Origin of the sequence: Halomonas sp. A29 (assembly GCF_046723295.1) — a bacterium.
Lineage (GTDB): Bacteria > Pseudomonadota > Gammaproteobacteria > Pseudomonadales > Halomonadaceae > Halomonas.
The window spans coordinates 1-15,209 of sequence record NZ_JAXQPR010000009.1 but is presented as its reverse complement, the minus strand read 5'-3'; the positions used below and the strand labels follow the sequence as shown (position 1 = coordinate 15,209).

At 64.8% G+C, this 15,209-nt stretch carries 16 protein-coding genes and 1 pseudogene; 5 read left to right on the top strand and 12 right to left on the bottom strand.

Annotation, left to right across the window (positions count from 1 at the left end):
* Positions 1 to 169: 169 nt before the first annotated feature.
* The 3 genes from SPH52_RS17535 to SPH52_RS17525 all read right to left on the bottom strand — a co-directional run bounded on the left by SPH52_RS17535 (position 170) and on the right by SPH52_RS17525 (position 4,579).
* Complete coding sequence (locus SPH52_RS17535; RefSeq protein WP_411796346.1) at positions 170 to 1,198, bottom strand: TAXI family TRAP transporter solute-binding subunit; 1,029 nt, start codon at positions 1,196 to 1,198, stop codon at positions 170 to 172.
* Positions 1,199 to 1,407: 209 nt separating this feature from the next.
* Positions 1,408 to 2,775 carry a sigma-54-dependent transcriptional regulator gene (locus SPH52_RS17530; RefSeq protein WP_411796345.1) on the bottom strand — a complete coding sequence of 456 codons (1,368 nt, stop codon included), beginning with the start codon at positions 2,773 to 2,775 and terminating at the stop codon, positions 1,408 to 1,410.
* Positions 2,765 to 4,579 (bottom strand): ATP-binding protein, encoded by a 1,815-nt coding sequence (locus SPH52_RS17525; RefSeq protein ID WP_411796485.1) that lies wholly within the window; start codon positions 4,577 to 4,579, stop codon positions 2,765 to 2,767. The genes SPH52_RS17530 and SPH52_RS17525 overlap by 11 nt, the downstream gene beginning before the upstream one ends.
* Before the next feature lie 184 nt (positions 4,580 to 4,763).
* Between SPH52_RS17525 and SPH52_RS17520 the strand changes: the two genes are divergently transcribed.
* Positions 4,764 to 5,267: an acyl-CoA thioesterase gene (locus SPH52_RS17520; protein ID WP_411796344.1), complete on the top strand. Its 504-nt coding sequence runs from the start codon at positions 4,764 to 4,766 to the stop codon at positions 5,265 to 5,267.
* An 80-nt stretch (positions 5,268 to 5,347) separates the two neighbouring features.
* Here SPH52_RS17520 and SPH52_RS17515 read toward each other — a convergent pair whose 3' ends face one another.
* The 3 genes from SPH52_RS17515 to SPH52_RS17505 form a co-directional block, all read right to left on the bottom strand.
* Complete coding sequence (locus SPH52_RS17515) at positions 5,348 to 5,623, bottom strand: I78 family peptidase inhibitor (RefSeq protein WP_411796343.1); 276 nt, start codon at positions 5,621 to 5,623, stop codon at positions 5,348 to 5,350.
* A 174-nt stretch (positions 5,624 to 5,797) separates the two neighbouring features.
* Positions 5,798 to 5,929, bottom strand: coding sequence for an entericidin A/B family lipoprotein (locus SPH52_RS17510; RefSeq protein WP_411796342.1), 132 nt, complete (start codon positions 5,927 to 5,929; stop codon positions 5,798 to 5,800).
* A gap of 115 nt (positions 5,930 to 6,044) precedes the next feature.
* On the bottom strand, positions 6,045 to 6,179 hold the full coding sequence (locus SPH52_RS17505; protein ID WP_411796341.1) for an entericidin A/B family lipoprotein: 135 nt from the start codon (positions 6,177 to 6,179) through the stop codon (positions 6,045 to 6,047).
* A 138-nt stretch (positions 6,180 to 6,317) separates the two neighbouring features.
* On the opposite strand from SPH52_RS17505, the gene SPH52_RS17500 reads away from it, so the two are divergent.
* Positions 6,318 to 6,743, top strand: coding sequence for an HIT domain-containing protein (locus SPH52_RS17500; protein ID WP_411796340.1), 426 nt, complete (start codon positions 6,318 to 6,320; stop codon positions 6,741 to 6,743).
* Positions 6,744 to 6,767: 24 nt separating this feature from the next.
* Here SPH52_RS17500 and SPH52_RS17495 read toward each other — a convergent pair whose 3' ends face one another.
* Genes SPH52_RS17495 through SPH52_RS17480 form a run of 4 tightly spaced genes read right to left on the bottom strand, consistent with a single transcriptional unit; the run spans position 6,768 to position 9,453 of the window.
* Entirely contained in the window at positions 6,768 to 7,820 is a 1,053-nt protein-coding gene (locus SPH52_RS17495; RefSeq protein ID WP_411796339.1) for a nickel/cobalt transporter, read from the bottom strand.
* Between the two features lie 11 nt (positions 7,821 to 7,831).
* Positions 7,832 to 8,509 (bottom strand): DUF1007 family protein, encoded by a 678-nt coding sequence (locus SPH52_RS17490; protein ID WP_411796338.1) that lies wholly within the window; start codon positions 8,507 to 8,509, stop codon positions 7,832 to 7,834.
* A 36-nt stretch (positions 8,510 to 8,545) separates the two neighbouring features.
* A complete protein-coding gene (locus SPH52_RS17485) occupies positions 8,546 to 8,902 on the bottom strand; it encodes a hypothetical protein (RefSeq protein ID WP_411796337.1) in 357 nt (118 codons plus the stop codon).
* Positions 8,902 to 9,453 carry a hypothetical protein gene (locus SPH52_RS17480; protein ID WP_411796336.1) on the bottom strand — a complete coding sequence of 184 codons (552 nt, stop codon included), beginning with the start codon at positions 9,451 to 9,453 and terminating at the stop codon, positions 8,902 to 8,904. Before SPH52_RS17480 ends, SPH52_RS17485 begins: the two co-directional genes overlap by 1 nt.
* 256 nt (positions 9,454 to 9,709) lie before the next feature.
* Here SPH52_RS17480 and SPH52_RS17475 point away from each other — a divergent pair, with 256 nt between their 5' ends.
* Together SPH52_RS17475 and SPH52_RS17470 are read left to right on the top strand one after the other, a co-directional pair.
* Positions 9,710 to 10,183: a Dps family protein gene (locus tag SPH52_RS17475; protein WP_411796335.1), complete on the top strand. Its 474-nt coding sequence runs from the start codon at positions 9,710 to 9,712 to the stop codon at positions 10,181 to 10,183.
* Positions 10,184 to 10,380: 197 nt separating this feature from the next.
* The gene (locus SPH52_RS17470) at positions 10,381 to 10,944 is read left to right on the top strand and encodes a type 1 glutamine amidotransferase domain-containing protein (RefSeq protein WP_411796334.1); all 564 of its coding nucleotides are present in this window, start codon (positions 10,381 to 10,383) and stop codon (positions 10,942 to 10,944) included.
* A 75-nt stretch (positions 10,945 to 11,019) separates the two neighbouring features.
* Here SPH52_RS17470 and SPH52_RS17465 read toward each other — a convergent pair whose 3' ends face one another.
* Positions 11,020 to 12,498, bottom strand: a complete 1,479-nt coding sequence (locus SPH52_RS17465) for an aminoacyl-histidine dipeptidase (RefSeq protein ID WP_411796333.1) — start codon at positions 12,496 to 12,498, stop codon at positions 11,020 to 11,022.
* A gap of 63 nt (positions 12,499 to 12,561) precedes the next feature.
* Entirely contained in the window at positions 12,562 to 14,595 is a 2,034-nt protein-coding gene (locus SPH52_RS17460; RefSeq protein WP_411796332.1) for a tRNA(Met) cytidine acetyltransferase TmcA, read from the bottom strand.
* 387 nt (positions 14,596 to 14,982) lie between these two features.
* Here SPH52_RS17460 and SPH52_RS17455 point away from each other — a divergent pair.
* Positions 14,983 to 15,209, top strand: a pseudogene (locus SPH52_RS17455) (C4-dicarboxylate ABC transporter); the annotation flags it as partial.

Here is a 15,209-nt window from a genome sequence, read left to right as displayed (position 1 = left end):
TGCCGGGCGCAGGCCCCGAAGTGTCGGACCATCGAGGAGGCGCTGTGAACCCATCCCTGGGCGCTACTTTTTCCTTCCCTGGAAAAAGACCTCCTCTTCGGCCTGCCCCCGGCGCCCCTCACCGGGAATGGCCCGGCAGCAGGCTCTGGCAAGGTTTGGAAAGGCGTGCTTAGCTCTCCAGCAGATGCTCGGGGATCTCCAGCCCCTGCTCCTGGAAGTAGCGGGCGGCACCGGGATGCAGCGGCATCGGCAGACCATCCAGCGCCTTCTCCAACGCCATGTCGCGGGTTGCCGGGTGGATGTTATGGAGGAATGGCAGGTTCTCGAACATCGCCTTGGTGATCTGGTAGACGTGCTCCTCCGGTACGTCGGCGTTGACCACCAGGATGTTGGGCTGGGCGATGGTATGCACCGCTTCGGCCTGGCCCGGGTAGGTGCCGGCGGGAATCTCGAAAGGAGTCCACACGGGATACTCGCGATTGATCCGCTCGAGCTGTTCTTGCGAGACGCTCAGAAGGGAAATATCGCTACCCATGTTGGCGAAGGCGCTGGTTACCGCCGAAGCAGGCACCCCGGCGGGGACGTTCATGCCGTCGATGTTGCCGTTCTGCATGGAGTCGGCGCTGGGGCCGTAGCCCAGGTAGGCCAGGTTCATCTGCTCGGGGTCGATGTCGAGACCGGCAAGAATCTGCCGGCCGGAGCCCTCAGTGCCAGAGTTCCGTGCACCGATGGAGAAGCCGCGGCCATAGAGATGGGCCAGGTCGTCGATGGTACCGGTGTCGACCCGGTCGCTGCGCATCACGAAGTGCTCGACGTTCTGCCACAGCATGGAGACCGAGCGGATGTTGTCGTAGGCATGGGGTACCGGGCCACTGCCGTTCCAGGCCCAGGCACCGTAAAGAGCCTGGAGAATGCCGAATTGGGCCTGGCCGTCTTCCATCAGCCGCAAGTTTTCGGCGGAACCGGCAGAGCTGATGGCCGAGACGGTGAGATCGTGGGTTGGCTCGAGCTTGACCCGCACCAGGGTGGAAAGAGCCACACCCACTGGGTAGAAGGTGCCGCCGGTGGTGGCGGTACCCATGATGTACTGCCCGCCCGCGCTGCCATTCTCCTGGGCAACGACACCGGTGGCGGTAATGCCGAGCAGGCCGGCAGTGGCGAGACACAGTGCAGACTTGAGGAACTGGCGCTTGTGCATGGAGCTTCTCCTATCGATGGGAGCCTGTTGTGGTTATGCCCCGAGTCGATAGCGAGAAGCCTGCCAGTTAGATGGATACCTAGTTGCGTCAATGAATTGCATGGCGTTCAGGCAGTTCGGAAGCCCATCCCGCCGAGACCATCGGCAAGTTCTTGCCGATGGTCAGTCCTTCATTGGCAAGAACTTGCCGAGTGGCCGTCAAGATGACGTCAGTCGCTCCCGCCCCTGCCGATGAAGGCTTCGCGGCGCAGCCCATGCTTTTGCATCTTCTGGTTGAGGGTACGCCGCGGCAGCTCCAGCTCCTCCAGCACGGCCTGGACGTTGCCGCCATGGCGGCTCAATGCCTCTCGCAACAGCGCCGCCTCGAAGGCCGCCAGCTGTGCCGCCAGGGAGCTCTCCTCCTGCGCCGCCTCCCCAGCCAGCCATGGCAGCTCCAGCCCGAGGATGAAGCGGGTCGCCGCGTTGCGCAGCTCACGCAGGTTACCCGGCCATGGGTGGCGCCCCAGGGCAGCCAGGAGTTCGCTGTCCGGCTCCCGCAGTGGTCGCTGGTGCACCTCGGCGGCCTGACAACAGAAGTGCTGGAACATCAGCGGGATATCCTCGCGACGCTCGCGCAGCGAAGGAATGGCCAACTCGGCAATGGCCAGCCGGTAGTAGAGATCCTCGCGGAAGCCACCCTTCGCAGCCAGGGCCAGCAGGTCGACCTTGGTGGCCGCCACCACCCGCAGGTCGACGCTGAGCACGGCATTGCTGCCGAGCCGGGTGATCTCTCCTTCCTGAAGGGCGCGCAGCAATTTGACCTGGGCCGCCAGCGGCAGCGACTCCACCTCGTCGAGAAACAGGGTACCGCCGCTGGCGTGTTCCAAGGTGCCAATGCGCCTTTCACTGGCACCGGTGAAGGCTCCCTTCTCGTGGCCGAACAGCTCCGACTCGATCAGCTCCGAGGCGATGGCGCCGCAGTTGAGGGCAACGAAGGGTCCCCTCGCCCCGCCGGCCTCGTGCAGGCAGCGTGCGACTACCTCCTTGCCGCTGCCGGTCTCACCCAGCACCAGCACGTTGGCGCGGGTGGTCGCCAAGTTGGCGAGCTGCTGGCGCAGGCGCACGATACCCGGGGCCTGGCCGAGCAGCCGCGCGGCAAGGTCCCCTTCGCGCAACGCTCGGCGCAGCCGGCGGTTCTCCAACGCCAGGCGGCGGCTCTCCAGACCGCGGCGCACGCTCTCCTCCAGGCGCTCGGGTTCGAAGGGCTTCTCGACGAAGTCCCAGGCACCGGCCTGCATCGCTTCCACCGCCATGGGCACGTCGCCATGCCCGGTGATCAACACCACCGGAGGAGGCGCTTCGAGGGTTTGCAAGGCCCCCAGCAGGGCCAGACCATCGAGGCCCGGCATCTTCACGTCGCTCACCAGCACACCGCAGACATCGCCGGCCTGCAGCGCCTCCAGTGCTGCCTGGCCGCGGGCGAAGCTACGCACCGCAAGCTCCGATATCTCCAGCCATTGGCTCAGGGACTCACGCACGTCCGCATCGTCGTCGACCAGCCAGACCGGCAGAACATCGGCGGACACATCATGACTCATCATGGTTCTCCCTGATCGCAGGCGGGGACTCGGGACGCACCGTTTGTGGTGCACGAGGTAGCTCGACACGGAACCAGGCGCCTCCAGATAGGCGATTGCCGGCATGGATGCGCCCGCCGAGGTCCTGAACGATGCCGTAGCTGATGAACAGGCCCAGCCCCAGGCCGTCCCCCACCGCCTTGGTGGTGAAGAACGGGTCGAAGAGCTGTTCCAGCAGCGCTTCGGGGATACCTGCACCATTGTCGGCCACTGTCACTACCAGACGCTCGGGCTTGGCTTCGATGGCAACCTCCAGCCATGGCTCGGGCAACCCGCGCAAGGCATCCAGAGCGTTGCGCAACAGATTGGTCAACAGTTGCTCGACTCGCATCTCGTCACCCAACACCCATAGTCCCGCCTGCGTCTCGCTCACGCGTCGCCGGGGTTGCACGCCCTGCTCGCGGCAGCGCTCCGCCAACAGTTCGAGAACGAAATCGAGGCGCGCCACCAGGTCCACCGGTTTCCGAGCTCCACCTTTGCGGGCAAACAGCTTGAGCTGACGGATCAAGCCGCCGAGCCGCTCGCAGAGCGCCTGGATACGCTGGAAATTGTCGTTGGCCGCCTCAGGGCGCCCCCGACCCAGCAGACGCTGGCCATTGGCCGCATAGGTACGTATTCCGGACAGTGGCTGGTTGAGCTCATGGGCGATACCGGCGGCCATGGTGCCCAGGGCCGCCAGCTTGCCGGCTTGTACCAGCTCTGCCTGGGCTTCCTGCAGTTCCCGGGTACGCTCCACCACTCGCGCCTCCAGCCGCTCGTTGGCTTCGAGGATGATCGCCGCCTCCCTGTCCCTCAGCCGCTGGCGCTTCTGTCGCTCGCGCAGCCACAATGACAGCAGCAACAGTGCCAACCATACCGCCATGCCCGCCATCAGGGCATTGCGAGCGCTGATATAAAGAGGCCGTACCGGCACCAGATAGTGCATCGTCCAGCCCAGGGTCTCCAGGGCCAGGGTGCTGTCTATCAGACGCTCGCCATATCCCGTCTCTCCTGCCAGCAGCGAACCGTCCCGCAGACGTCGTCCCAACGGCTCGAGCGGCGCGTCCACAAACTGACGCTGCCGGCGAATCTCCTCACGGGCTTGAGGCGTCAGTTCTCCCAAGCGTCGGTAGCGCCATTCGGGTCGGCTGGAAAGGATCACTACGCCGTTGGCGTCGGTGAGCAGTACCTTCTCACCGGCGCGGCGCCAGTCCGCCTGCAGTGCCTCAAGCGAGACCTTGGCCACTAGTACACCCCGTGGCGTTTCCGAATCGCCGAGCCCCACGGCGGCTGAGACGAAGTAGCCTGGGCGCCCCGTGGTGCTACCCACGGCGAAGAACTCCCCCAGGCCCGTGGTCATGGCCTCGTAAAAATAGGGGCGGAAGCGATAGTCATGGCCGACGAAGCTGTCGGACTCAGCATGGTTGCTGCTGGCCAGGGTCAGTCCCTCGGCATCCAACAGGAAAATCACCTCGGCGCCGGAGCGCTCGGCCACCAGGGCCAGGAAGTCATTGACCTGGGGCACGAGGCTCCCAGTAGGATCGAGCAGCGCCGCCTGTATCTGGGCCTGGTGCGCAAGCAACCCGGGCAGGTAGCTGGAACGTTCGAGAGCCCCTTGCAGGCTGCTGCCGTAGAGCGACAATCGGTTGTCGGCATGGCGACGCGCTTCCGCCTCCGACTGGGCATACTGCCAGTGCCAGAGCCACCATAGGCTGGCCAGCGCCACCCCGGCCAGGCACAGAGTCAACAAGCGCCGCTGCCAGTTCAAGGCAGCGGCTCCGGGCATGGCGGCCACATGGGTTCTCCTCCTTCCCGGTCGACGGCATCGGTCTTGGTGTTCCGGAATGACAAGATCATAACACCCCGGCCGGCCGCAGCGACGCAAGCACGCGACCAGGCGCGCCACCGCCTGCCCCTTTCCGCAGTGAAGACGTTATGCTGTGGGAAAATCCGACAATGGAAGAGCCTCGATGGACGAACATGCCCTACCCGGCCAGCATGAATTGATCATGACCGTACTGATGACACCCGATATGGCCAACTTCAGCGGCAAGGTGCACGGCGGCGCCATTCTCAAGAAGCTCGATGAAGTGGCCTACGCCTGCGCCAGCCGCTACTCAGGCCACTACGTGGTAACGCTGTCGGTCGACCAGGTGTTGTTCAAGCAACCGATCCATGTCGGCGAGCTGGTAACCTTCCTGGCCTGCGTCAACCATGTGGGGCGCTCTTCGATGGAGATCGGCATCAAGGTGGTGGCCGAGGACATCCAGCAGAAGCTCATTCGCCACACCAACAGTTGCTACCTGACCATGGTGGCGGTGGATGCCGACGGCAAGCCGGCACGGGTGCCACCACTCAAGCTGGAGACATCGCTGCAGAAGCTGCGTTTCGACAAGGCGGCGCTGCGCAAGAAACTGCGCAAGCAGGCTGAAGAAGCCGAACGCCGCACCCAGGCTGAGCACGGCGTAGAATAGGCACGGCGCGGAGAGATAGGGCGGGTGCGGCAATGAGCGAGCGGAAAACGTACTCCGCTCGCCTGTCGACGATATACCCCTCAACCGCAGTTGATATCGGTCACGGTATCGCTGTCGTCGATATGCACGTTGATCCGGTCGCCCCGGTACTCCATGGTGTAGGCATGCCCCGGGCGGATGACCCGCAGCGCGGCGGCACCGCTCTCTTGGCGTATCGACTCGCCTAGCGCCTCGTCGTAGCGCCGGCCAACCCGATCCTGAACGTGTTGCGCACCACAAGCGTTCTCGTTATCGCTCTCGCTGACCTGAGGCGGCTTGGGGGCGGGGTCGTGTGAGGCATTGGTGGCATTCGACATGGGAGTGCAACCTGTCAGTAACGTCAGGCCGGCAGTTATCAGGCACAACCTCAGAGGGCTTACCATGCGTAAGATCTCGCTACAGTGAGAAGGGATAAAGGGGAAGGTTGCGTGCAGGCAGCACGCGGGGAGACTGCCAAGTCGCCCGCATGCTGTCATGCCGGACCACATGGATCAGCTGGCGGCGTCCTGCACGTGCTGGCCGCCACGCTCGACGTCCTGACCTGCGCCTTCCATGGTGTTGCAGCCCGCCAGGGCACCGGCAGCCATCAGCACAGCAAAACTCAGGGCAATTGCCTTCTTCATGGTCATATCTCCTTGAAACACTATCGGGAAATCCATTCCTTACCGTGAAGCAATGGTCTTGTTCAGCGTAACAGCCCTGCGCCGCTTTGCATAACCGCTAAATTCGATATCACTACTATGAAGTTGACTGACGCTGTATCGCCTCGCCCCCCTGTTCGATGTCTTCACCCATGCCGCGCATGGTATTGCAACCGCTGAGCAGCGACAGCCCCATGAGAGCCGCCAACAATACCGCTATCGTCTGTTTCATGTTCCCTTTCTCCTTTGCTATCCGGGCTCACACTCTCACTCTAGCCGCTGTCGCCCCGCTTCGCTTGCTTCCTGTGCCAGGCGCATCTCGCCCGCCTGTGCCATGATGGAGTCCATCGTCACCGTCAGGGAGAGGAACATGGCTCCAGTACAGCTGGATGAACGTCTGGTCGCGGATAGCTATCCGGTAACGGAGTTGCCGCTATGTCAACTGCGCCTGATGGATGACACGCGCTTTCCCTGGCTGATCCTGATTCCCCGGCGCGACGCGGTCAGCGAAGTCTTCGACCTGGACGAGGCGGACCAACGACAGCTGTGGCACGAAGCCGGTGAGGTGGGGCGCATGCTCAAGTCCCTGACCCAGGCCGACAAGATCAACGTGGCCAACCTGGGCAACGTGGTTACCCAGTTGCATGTCCACGTCGTTGCCCGCCGGAATGGCGATGTCGCCTGGCCGGGGCCGGTATGGGGGCAGGGACAACGACAGCCCTACGACCTGAACGAACTGGCCAGCATGCGCGATCATTTGCTGGCACAGTTGGATGGGCTGAAGCAGCGCCTCTGAGGTTTCGCTCAGCTCCCGTTACGCTCAGTTGCCGAAAGGATGCCCGCTGGGCGATGGTGAGCGTTCTGCCGGAGCGCTGCGTGCCGGCGGCTCCCCCAGCAGTGGCATCGAGGTGGGCTGGGTCACACCGGTGATGGTGAGCGAGATACCCAGCGCCATGATGGCAAGCCCGCCGCCCAGGGCGGCCCAGCTCATCAGGCGCCCCACCCGCTGCATGCCGCTCTGCTTCGCCAGCTGCCGCTCGGCCCAGCCGCGCGCCATGACGCTGGCCAGTGCCAGCCCGGAGACAGTCAGCGCCGTACCCAATGCCATGACCATGACCGCCGCCACACCGACCATGAATTGCCCCAGCAGGGTGGCCGCACCCAACAGCAGCACACCGCCGCTGCAAGGACGAATGCCGATGGCGACCACCGTGGCCAGCGCAGTGCGCCAGTCGGCAGCCTGGCTCGGGTCGACGTGGTGATGGCCGCCGCAGCAGGCAGGGTCGTGCGCGTGATGGCCGTGATCGTGATGATGCTCGTGGTGGTGAGAGTGGCCATGCGGTTCATGCATGTGCCCGGCGACCGGGCGCCTCAGCTGACGAATCGCCCGCAGGCAAAGCCAGCCGCCCAGCAGCGTCACCATCAGGAAGCTGGCCTGCTCGACCCAGGCGACGCTGCCCATTGCCTGGCGGGTTACCCAGCCCAAGCCATGCACCAGCACCACCACCAGGCCGATAGCTACCAGCCCCTGCAGCAGCGACGCGGCGAAGGAGAGGGTCAGCGCCCGGCGCACCGCTCCACCCTGTGAGAGCAGGTAGGTGGTCAGCACCGCCTTGCCATGCCCAGGGCCGGCTGCATGAAAGACACCATAGCCGAAGCTGACGCCCAGCAGCGCCGCCCAGGCACCCGGCGAGGGTGTGGCGGAAAATTCGCTGATGGCCATGGTAAGGGAACGGTGAAAGTCGCGCTGCCAGGCCACAAGTTGGAGGCTCAATGCTTGCAGCCCGCCCTGGCTGAAAAAATGCAGCGTCAGCGCGGCAACCACCAGCAGAACGAGCCCAACCAGCCAGGTCCTGCCAGGGGTACTTGCCATCATCCTTGCCATTACTCGCATGTCACCACCCCGGTCTCGGCAAAATGACGCCCAAGGCCAGGCTCGGCTTCATCATTCACGTCGAGCATGGCGGCCTCCATCACCAGTTCGGGATCGGGGTCGGCGGGCACGATACGGGTGGAGCAACTCAGCTCACCGCTGATCGTCAGCGCCTCTTCCGGAGGCGTGTCACCCTCCGCCTCGTGGACGACCTCCAGATAGTAGGTGGGATCGAACACCTGGTACTGCAGCGTCTGCTCACCCAGCGCTCGAGACTCGGCGAGCGGCAGCAGAAAGATGAACTCCACCCGGCCGCCGCGCTCCATCACGGTGTACTCGGTCACGTCGCCAAAGCCCAGTTGGTCGTCTCCCACCCGCACCTCGGTGAAGAAATCGAACGGCGCGAGATTGCCGCGAATCTCGCCGCCCAGCCGGTCGAGGCCGGCTTCAAGCCCGCCCTCGGTCCGGCTCAACTCCTCGAGCAGTACCAGGCTGTAGAAAGGGTCCATGCGCCAGGATTGGTGCAGCGCCTCGAGTTGCCCATCCTCGTCGACGATCAGACGTACGCGGATATCGATCCAGCCGTGGGGGTGGGCCAGGGCCAACCCGGGCGACAAGAGAAGGACCAGCAGTCCAGCCAACCAGGCACGTCTTGCCCCGGCACTGAATAAAAGAAGGAAGCGATTCATGTCGCTAGTAAACTCTCATCAACGAGAACGAAACGATCAAGGCGCCAGTCCCAGCCGGCGCTGCAGCTCGGCCAGCAATGGGTCGAGCAGGTGTGGCGGTAACGGCACGCCACCTCGGGTTGCCGTCAGCGAGGCTCGGGCGCCCTGCCCTTCGGAAGAGACGGCAGCTCTGACTCGGTAGCCCGGCCAGCGCGCAAGCACCGCCTCGACGCGCCCCAGCTCGGCATCGGCGTGGCGGATCACGTAGCCCTCCTCCATCAGCAGACCGACGACCTCCCGCAGGGTCGCCTCTGGCGCTGCTGCCAGCGTCAGCTCACGCGGCTCCGGGGCAGGCTGCGTCGCGGCGCAGCCCGACAGCAGGACCAGCACCAGCACGGTGGCAAGAGCACGCATCAGGGCTCCTCCCTGACTGCGGGGGTCATCATGGCCTGGTGCAATGAACGGCAAAAAGCCGTATCACTGGCGCTGCGCGACTCACGCAGCTCGCCGCGCCAGTCGATGACTTGGATATCGCGACTGACCCGCACCCAGCCTGGATCCGCGACTACCGAGACGCGCTCGAGCTGAGTCGCATCCTGGGTGATGCTGCCGCCGGCACCACCGAAGCCGATCATCACGCCACTGGAAACGCCACGGCCGCCTCCCAGGCCGAAACCACCGAAGAAGCCGGTACGCTCCCAGCTGTCATAGCGGTCGCCGTAGCCCGGTATGGTCCGGGTTCGCTCGGCACTGACCATCCCCAGCGCCAGTTCGGTATTGCGCACCACGAAATCATCCGCTTCCAGCGCATTGAGCGCCCGGCGCACCCATTCGCGCGGCTCGATGCCGTCGGCTTCCCAGCGGCACTCAGCTGCAGGCCGCGGTTCCGCAGAGGGCAGTACCGTCGGCGTCGCCTGGCAGCCGGCCAGCAGGGCCAGGCCGGGTATCGTCCACCACAGGCGCATGGGAGTTCTCCTGTTCGTTATTGGCCGCAGTCTACGCAGACTTGGCCGCCTTGCAAGGCGTCGCTGCTGTCTTGAGAGTCCCGACAGGTCGTCGGGTTCCCGACCAGACGGCTCTCGATTGACAGCTGCAGCAGCGCCCGGCCCATCATGCATGCTTACTATCGCCCCAATGACCAGAAATTGCTTAATCACTGCCCGGCAAAACCATAGACTTCTCATGATCTCTTTCATCCGCATGCGAACAAGGAGTCCGCACATGAGCGATACCAATGCCATCGGCTTGCATCAAGGCAGCGCTAGCCAGCTTGCCGAAAAGCTCAACGTTCTGCTGGCCAACTATCAGGTCTTCTACATGAACGTTCGCGGCTACCACTGGAACGTCAAGGGGCCGCAATTCTTCGAGCTGCATGCCAAGTTCGAAGAGTTCTATACCGACCTGCTGACCAAGGTCGACGAAGTCGCCGAGCGCATCCTGACCCTGGGCCACAAGCCGGTACACGCCTATAGCGACTACGTGTCAATGGCGCAGATCCGCGAGGACAAGGACATACACGACGGCGAAGCCTGCGTGCGCGGCGTGCTCGCAGGTTACCAGACTCTGATCGAGCTGCAGCGTGAACTGCTCGCCCTGGCCTCGGATGCCGACGACGAGGGCACTGCCTCCCAGGCCGGCGATTACATCCGCGAGCAGGAGAAGACCGTCTGGATGCTCAACGCCTACCTGGGCTGAGCGTCATCGCTGTCGGAGCCGGGGGCAACCCGGCTCCATGCGAACACAGGGCCACACGCCGACAACCAGTTTGACGATTCGCAACATTCCCGCCCTTGTCGTCGAGGCCATCCGCTACAACCCTTCAGGAGTACACAGTCGCGACTCGCCACCCATGCTGGCGGAGCCAGCAATCACTGCGTGCAAGGAGGTAGCACATGAGCGAGAAGCTGAAAGGCAAGACCGTCGCCATCCTGGCCACCGACGGCTTCGAGGAGTCGGAACTCACAGAGCCCAAGGCCGCGCTGGAGCGAGAGGGCGCTACGGTACACGTGATCGCACCGGACAAGGACAGCATTCGCTCCTGGGCCGGTACGGACTGGGGCCCCTCCTATGACGTCGACCGTCACCTGGAGCAGGTCAATGCCGACGACTACGACGCGCTGGAGCTTCCCGGCGGGCTGTTCAATCCCGACGCCCTGCACCAGAACGAGCAGGCGCTGGCGTTCACCCGGCGCTTCTTCGAGGCGAAGAAGCCGGTCGGCGCGATCTGTCACGGCCCATGGGTACTGATCAATGCCGGTGTCGCCAAGGGCCGCCGCATGACGTCCTACCCTTCGGTGGAGCAGGACCTGCGTAATGCCGGAGCCGAATGGGTCGACCAGGCGGTCGTGGTCGACAGCGGCCTGGTCACCAGCCGCAAGCCCGACGATCTCGAAGCGTTCTGCAGCAAGCTCGTCGAGGAGATCGCCGAAGGCAAGCACAGCCGGCAACACGCCTGATGTACTAAGCCTGAATGTATCTTCCGCCGCTCGCCCCACAGCGAGCGGCGGTCTATTTGAAACTCCCTGGCCGGCTCAGGCCTCCTGCACCACCGTTTCGTTGGCCAGGTCTTCGATCAGTGCCCGCAGCAGTTCCCAGAACTCCTCCACCGAACTCAGCTCCACCCGCTCGTCGGGAGAATGCGCCCCGCGGATCGAAGGGCCGAAGGAGATCATTTCGAGCTGCGGATACTTGCCCGCCAGGATGCCGCACTCCAGACCCGCGTGGATTACCTTGACTGCCGGCTCACTGCCCACCTGCTGCCGATGCAGGCGCCGGAAGCGCGCCAGCAAGGCGCTGTCCGGCACCGGTGTCCAGCCAGGGTAGGCATTTTCGACCCGGGTACGCGCGCCGATGAGATCGAACAGACCGCGAAAACGATCGGCCATGTCGTCCACCGCACTGTCGCGCAGCGAGCGCACCAGAGCACAGAGATGAAAGCGGCCCCCGTCGAGGCTCACCACGCCCAGGTTATTGGAGGTCTCCACCACGCCGGGCACCGTACTGCTCATGCGCTCCACGCCGTAGGGCGCCACGTTCAGCGCCGCCAGCAGCATGCCGCTGGCATGGGCATTGAGCGCCTGTGCAGGCGGTGCCTCGAGCGGCGTCATGATCAGCGTCAGATTGTCGTCGACCCCGGCCAGCTCGGCACGCAGCTCCTGCTCCAGCACGGTTACGCGACTCTCGACAGCGGCGACCTCGTCGGCGGGCAGCACCAGGGTAGCGAAGGCCTCGCGCGGGATGGCATTGCGCAAGGTGCCGCCGTGATAGCTGACCAGCCGGATGTCATAGGCCTCCAGCACCCTGAGCACCCGTACCAGCAGGCGATTGGCATTGCCGCGACCGCGGTGGATATCGATACCGGAGTGGCCGCCCTTCAGGCCGGTCAGCGCCAGCTGCACGCCGATCTCGTCGGGTCCCACGTCGGCCGTGGGCAGTTGGGCTTCCACCAGGATGTCGGCACCACCGGCGCAGCCGATGAACACTTCGCCACGATCTTCCGAATCCAGGTTGAGCAGCACGCTCCCCTCGAGCCAGTGTTCCGCCAGCTGCAATGCGCCCCCCATCGAAGTTTCCTCCTCGAGGGTGAACAGCGCCTCCAGCGGACCGTGAACCAGCGCTTCGTCCTCCAGTATCGCCAGCGCCGCCGCTACGCCAAGGCCATTATCGGCGCCCAGCGTGGTGTGCCGGGCGCGCAGCCAGCCATCTTCGACATAGGTCTCGATGGGGTCGCGGGTGAAGTCATGGGGATGGTCGGCGTTGGCCTGGGCCACCATGTCGAGATGCCCTTGCAGGATGACGCCCGGGGCGCCCTCCTTGCCGGGCGTGGCCGGCTTGCGAAGTCTCAGGTTGCCGAAGTCGTCACGGTCGTGGGCAAGCCCGTGCCGCTCGGCCCAACGCTCGAGAATGGCTACCAGCTCGGCCTCGTGCCCCGACGGCCGCGGCGTATTGCACAGGGTACGGAAATGACGCCACAGCGGCTGCGGCGCGAGTTGCTCGAGATGTTCGTTCATGATCGGTCTGCATGGGGATAACCGGACTACCTTACCGGGCCGTTGGCGCCGGGAAAAGCCCGCTCATGGCATGAGCGGATCATCGCCGAGAAAGCGGGCCACGACATCGCGCAGCCGGTCCATGACCTGGCGCCTCCCCTTGGCACCGAACCGGGCTGCCAGCCAGGCCGTGTCGCGGCCCTGAAAGGCCCAGGCGGCCAGCCAGGCCAGCTCTGGCTCCCGAGAGCCCGCCGCTGCCGCACGCCGCACCAGCCCCTGCAGCGCAGGACGTACCAGGGCCGGCTCGCGACGCCCATGGGCCATATCGGCGATATCGCCGCGCTCGGCATCACTCAAGCGTGATGGCCTCCCTTCGGCCAGCAGTGCCAATGCCACTTCGGGATCGAGATCGGCAAGCTCGAAGGCCAGCAGGACGGGCAGCAGCCGTTGGAAGCGCTCCACCAGTGATTCGGCCAGCAATTCACCCTTGGGACCAAGCGGAGCGACGACCATGACGGCGTACTCACCGGTGGAGGTCTCGCGTGACAATCCCAGGCGCACGGCACGAAAACCCAGCGCCTGCCAGAAGGCCAGCAGCTCCGGTTCGGCGCCGAAGCTGGCCCCCAGCAGGTCGATACCGGCCTCCCGGGCGGCTTCACGCTCATGCTCCAGCAATCGGCGCCCCAGCCCCTCGCGGCGGCGCTGCGGGTTCACCGCAATGCGCTGTACGCGACGCAGACGAGCCATGAGCGCCTCGCGGGAACCGCCGTGGGCAGCCAGCGATTGCGCCAGCAAATGACCCGGCAGGCGGCGCTCACCGCGGGCCACGCGTTCGGCCAGCTCAGGGGCGAAGCCCCCCTCGTCGGCACACACCGCGACGGCCTGGGTATGGGTATGATCGGCCAGGGTCGTGATACCGAGCCCCGGCTCGTCGAGCAGTCGCTGCAGGTCGGCAGGCGTGGTGCGGTAGTGCGCCTGCACCAATAGGCCGAAGACCTCGCGCAGGGTGGCTTCATCGGCGGCCAGCGCCGCGCGCGACCAGCGCACTGCCTCTAGTGGCGCTGCGACCCTGGGTGGGAGCGGAGACGGCTCGGCGTCGAGCAGCAGCAGGTCGCTGGCCAGGCGCTCGAGCGGATCGCCCTCGGCCCAGCGCACCGGTGCCGCAAGGTGAAATTCGCGCCAGTCGGGCGTCGCTCGCTCGAGCCGCTTGCGAAAGCGCAGGGCGAAACCGCGACCGGAGCCCTCGTAGCCATGCACGGTGGTGGCAAAGGCGATACGTGGGAACGCCGTGAGCCACTGCCCCAGCATGGCGGCGGGAATGGCGGCGGCCTCGTCCACCAGCAGCCGGCTTCCCTGGCCGCCAGCCTCGCCACGCTCGACCTTGAGGCCCAGCTCATCGGGAGCAATGAACTCGACCCGCCCGCCCTGCGCGTCGACGAAGCGGTTGCCTTGGCGCTGGCCATACGGGCGCAGCGCTTCCAGGCGCTCGAACAGAGCCGTCACGGCCTGCGGACGCGGTGCCGTCACCCAGACTTCCTCCTGGCCCGACGCCATCAGGCGTGCACAGGCAATGCCAAGCGCCGCGGTCTTGCCGCGGCCGCGGTCGGCGGTGAGTACCAGCGGGCGTCGCCGACGGAGCCCGACCAGTCGCCTCACCGCCTCGGCCTGATCAGGTGTCAGGCAGTCGGCATCACCGCTGTCACCGACGGCTTCGAGAGCACATGCAGACACTCGAGGCAGCAGCGGCGGTTTCCCGGGAAACCAGCGCACCACCTCGGCAGCCCGCGACAGACGCCATAGCAATCGGGCCATGTAGCGGCTCGGCGAGGCATCGGGGGGTGGCGTCATCAGCACCAGCAAGCCACCGGCACGCAGGGTGCCACTCAACGCTCCGAAGGCGTCAGCGTCGAAGCCGGCCCCGGCAGATGCGGCGTCGAAGACGATCAGGTCGTGCTCGCGCCCGAGGTGAGTACGAGCCTTGCCAGGCGGTAACCATCTCTCTTCGCCCAGCACATCCGGCGGCGATGGTGAGACCCAGCAGGAGGAGTGCCAGTCACGCACCCGCCATAGGGCAACGGCCTGATCCCGAGCCGACTCGCCAGCCGAGGCCAACCACACCAGACCTCTCCACCCCTTCGCCCCCACCCGGTCAGACCAATTTAATATTTTCTCGAGACTTCGGTCCATGCACTTCTCCCCCTCATGTATGGCTGCGCGGGGATACATCAACTTAACAATTGGTCGCACTCCCATGCTCGGAAAACAGCATAAGCAAGCTAAACATAAGCTTTATATGTGAGATTTTAGCGCCATTTTTTTAGATTTTATCGTGCAAATACGGCATTCATTCGTCGCACGACTTTTTCGCACTCACAATCGGAAATTCCGAATTTTGGTCTTACCAATTTTCCAATATTGCTTTCCACGCGAGGCCATGGCTAATTTCGCGGCTGGAATAGGCCTTTCCCTAGAACAATACCCGTCACAACAAGTGGAGTCGCGTCTATGCAAGCCTCAACTGGCCTCAAAGGGTCTGCACGTTTCAAGCTGGCCGGCACGGCAGCCGCCGTGATTCTGGCCGGCGCCACCATGGCCAGCACCGCCAACGCCCAGGAGCGCGTGCGCTGGCAGGTGCCCATCGCCTTCCCGTCCCACCTGGTGGGCCTGAGCACGCCGGTCGTGCACCTCTCCGAAACCCTGGAAGCGATCTCCGGTGGCAATATCAACCTGCG

Coding starts and splice junctions, on each gene's coding strand:
- SPH52_RS17535 (WP_411796346.1), bottom strand. CDS start 1,198: ATGCACAAGCGCCAGTTCCTCAAGTCTGCACTGTGTCTCGCCACTGCC.
- SPH52_RS17530 (WP_411796345.1), bottom strand. CDS start 2,775: ATGAGTCATGATGTGTCCGCCGATGTTCTGCCGGTCTGGCTGGTCGAC.
- SPH52_RS17525 (WP_411796485.1), bottom strand. CDS start 4,579: ATGCCCGGAGCCGCTGCCTTGAACTGGCAGCGGCGCTTGTTGACTCTG.
- SPH52_RS17520 (WP_411796344.1), top strand. CDS start 4,764: ATGGACGAACATGCCCTACCCGGCCAGCATGAATTGATCATGACCGTA.
- SPH52_RS17515 (WP_411796343.1), bottom strand. CDS start 5,623: ATGTCGAATGCCACCAATGCCTCACACGACCCCGCCCCCAAGCCGCCT.
- SPH52_RS17510 (WP_411796342.1), bottom strand. CDS start 5,929: ATGAAGAAGGCAATTGCCCTGAGTTTTGCTGTGCTGATGGCTGCCGGT.
- SPH52_RS17505 (WP_411796341.1), bottom strand. CDS start 6,179: ATGAAACAGACGATAGCGGTATTGTTGGCGGCTCTCATGGGGCTGTCG.
- SPH52_RS17500 (WP_411796340.1), top strand. CDS start 6,318: ATGGCTCCAGTACAGCTGGATGAACGTCTGGTCGCGGATAGCTATCCG.
- SPH52_RS17495 (WP_411796339.1), bottom strand. CDS start 7,820: ATGGCAAGTACCCCTGGCAGGACCTGGCTGGTTGGGCTCGTTCTGCTG.
- SPH52_RS17490 (WP_411796338.1), bottom strand. CDS start 8,509: ATGAATCGCTTCCTTCTTTTATTCAGTGCCGGGGCAAGACGTGCCTGG.
- SPH52_RS17485 (WP_411796337.1), bottom strand. CDS start 8,902: ATGCGTGCTCTTGCCACCGTGCTGGTGCTGGTCCTGCTGTCGGGCTGC.
- SPH52_RS17480 (WP_411796336.1), bottom strand. CDS start 9,453: ATGCGCCTGTGGTGGACGATACCCGGCCTGGCCCTGCTGGCCGGCTGC.
- SPH52_RS17475 (WP_411796335.1), top strand. CDS start 9,710: ATGAGCGATACCAATGCCATCGGCTTGCATCAAGGCAGCGCTAGCCAG.
- SPH52_RS17470 (WP_411796334.1), top strand. CDS start 10,381: ATGAGCGAGAAGCTGAAAGGCAAGACCGTCGCCATCCTGGCCACCGAC.
- SPH52_RS17465 (WP_411796333.1), bottom strand. CDS start 12,498: ATGAACGAACATCTCGAGCAACTCGCGCCGCAGCCGCTGTGGCGTCAT.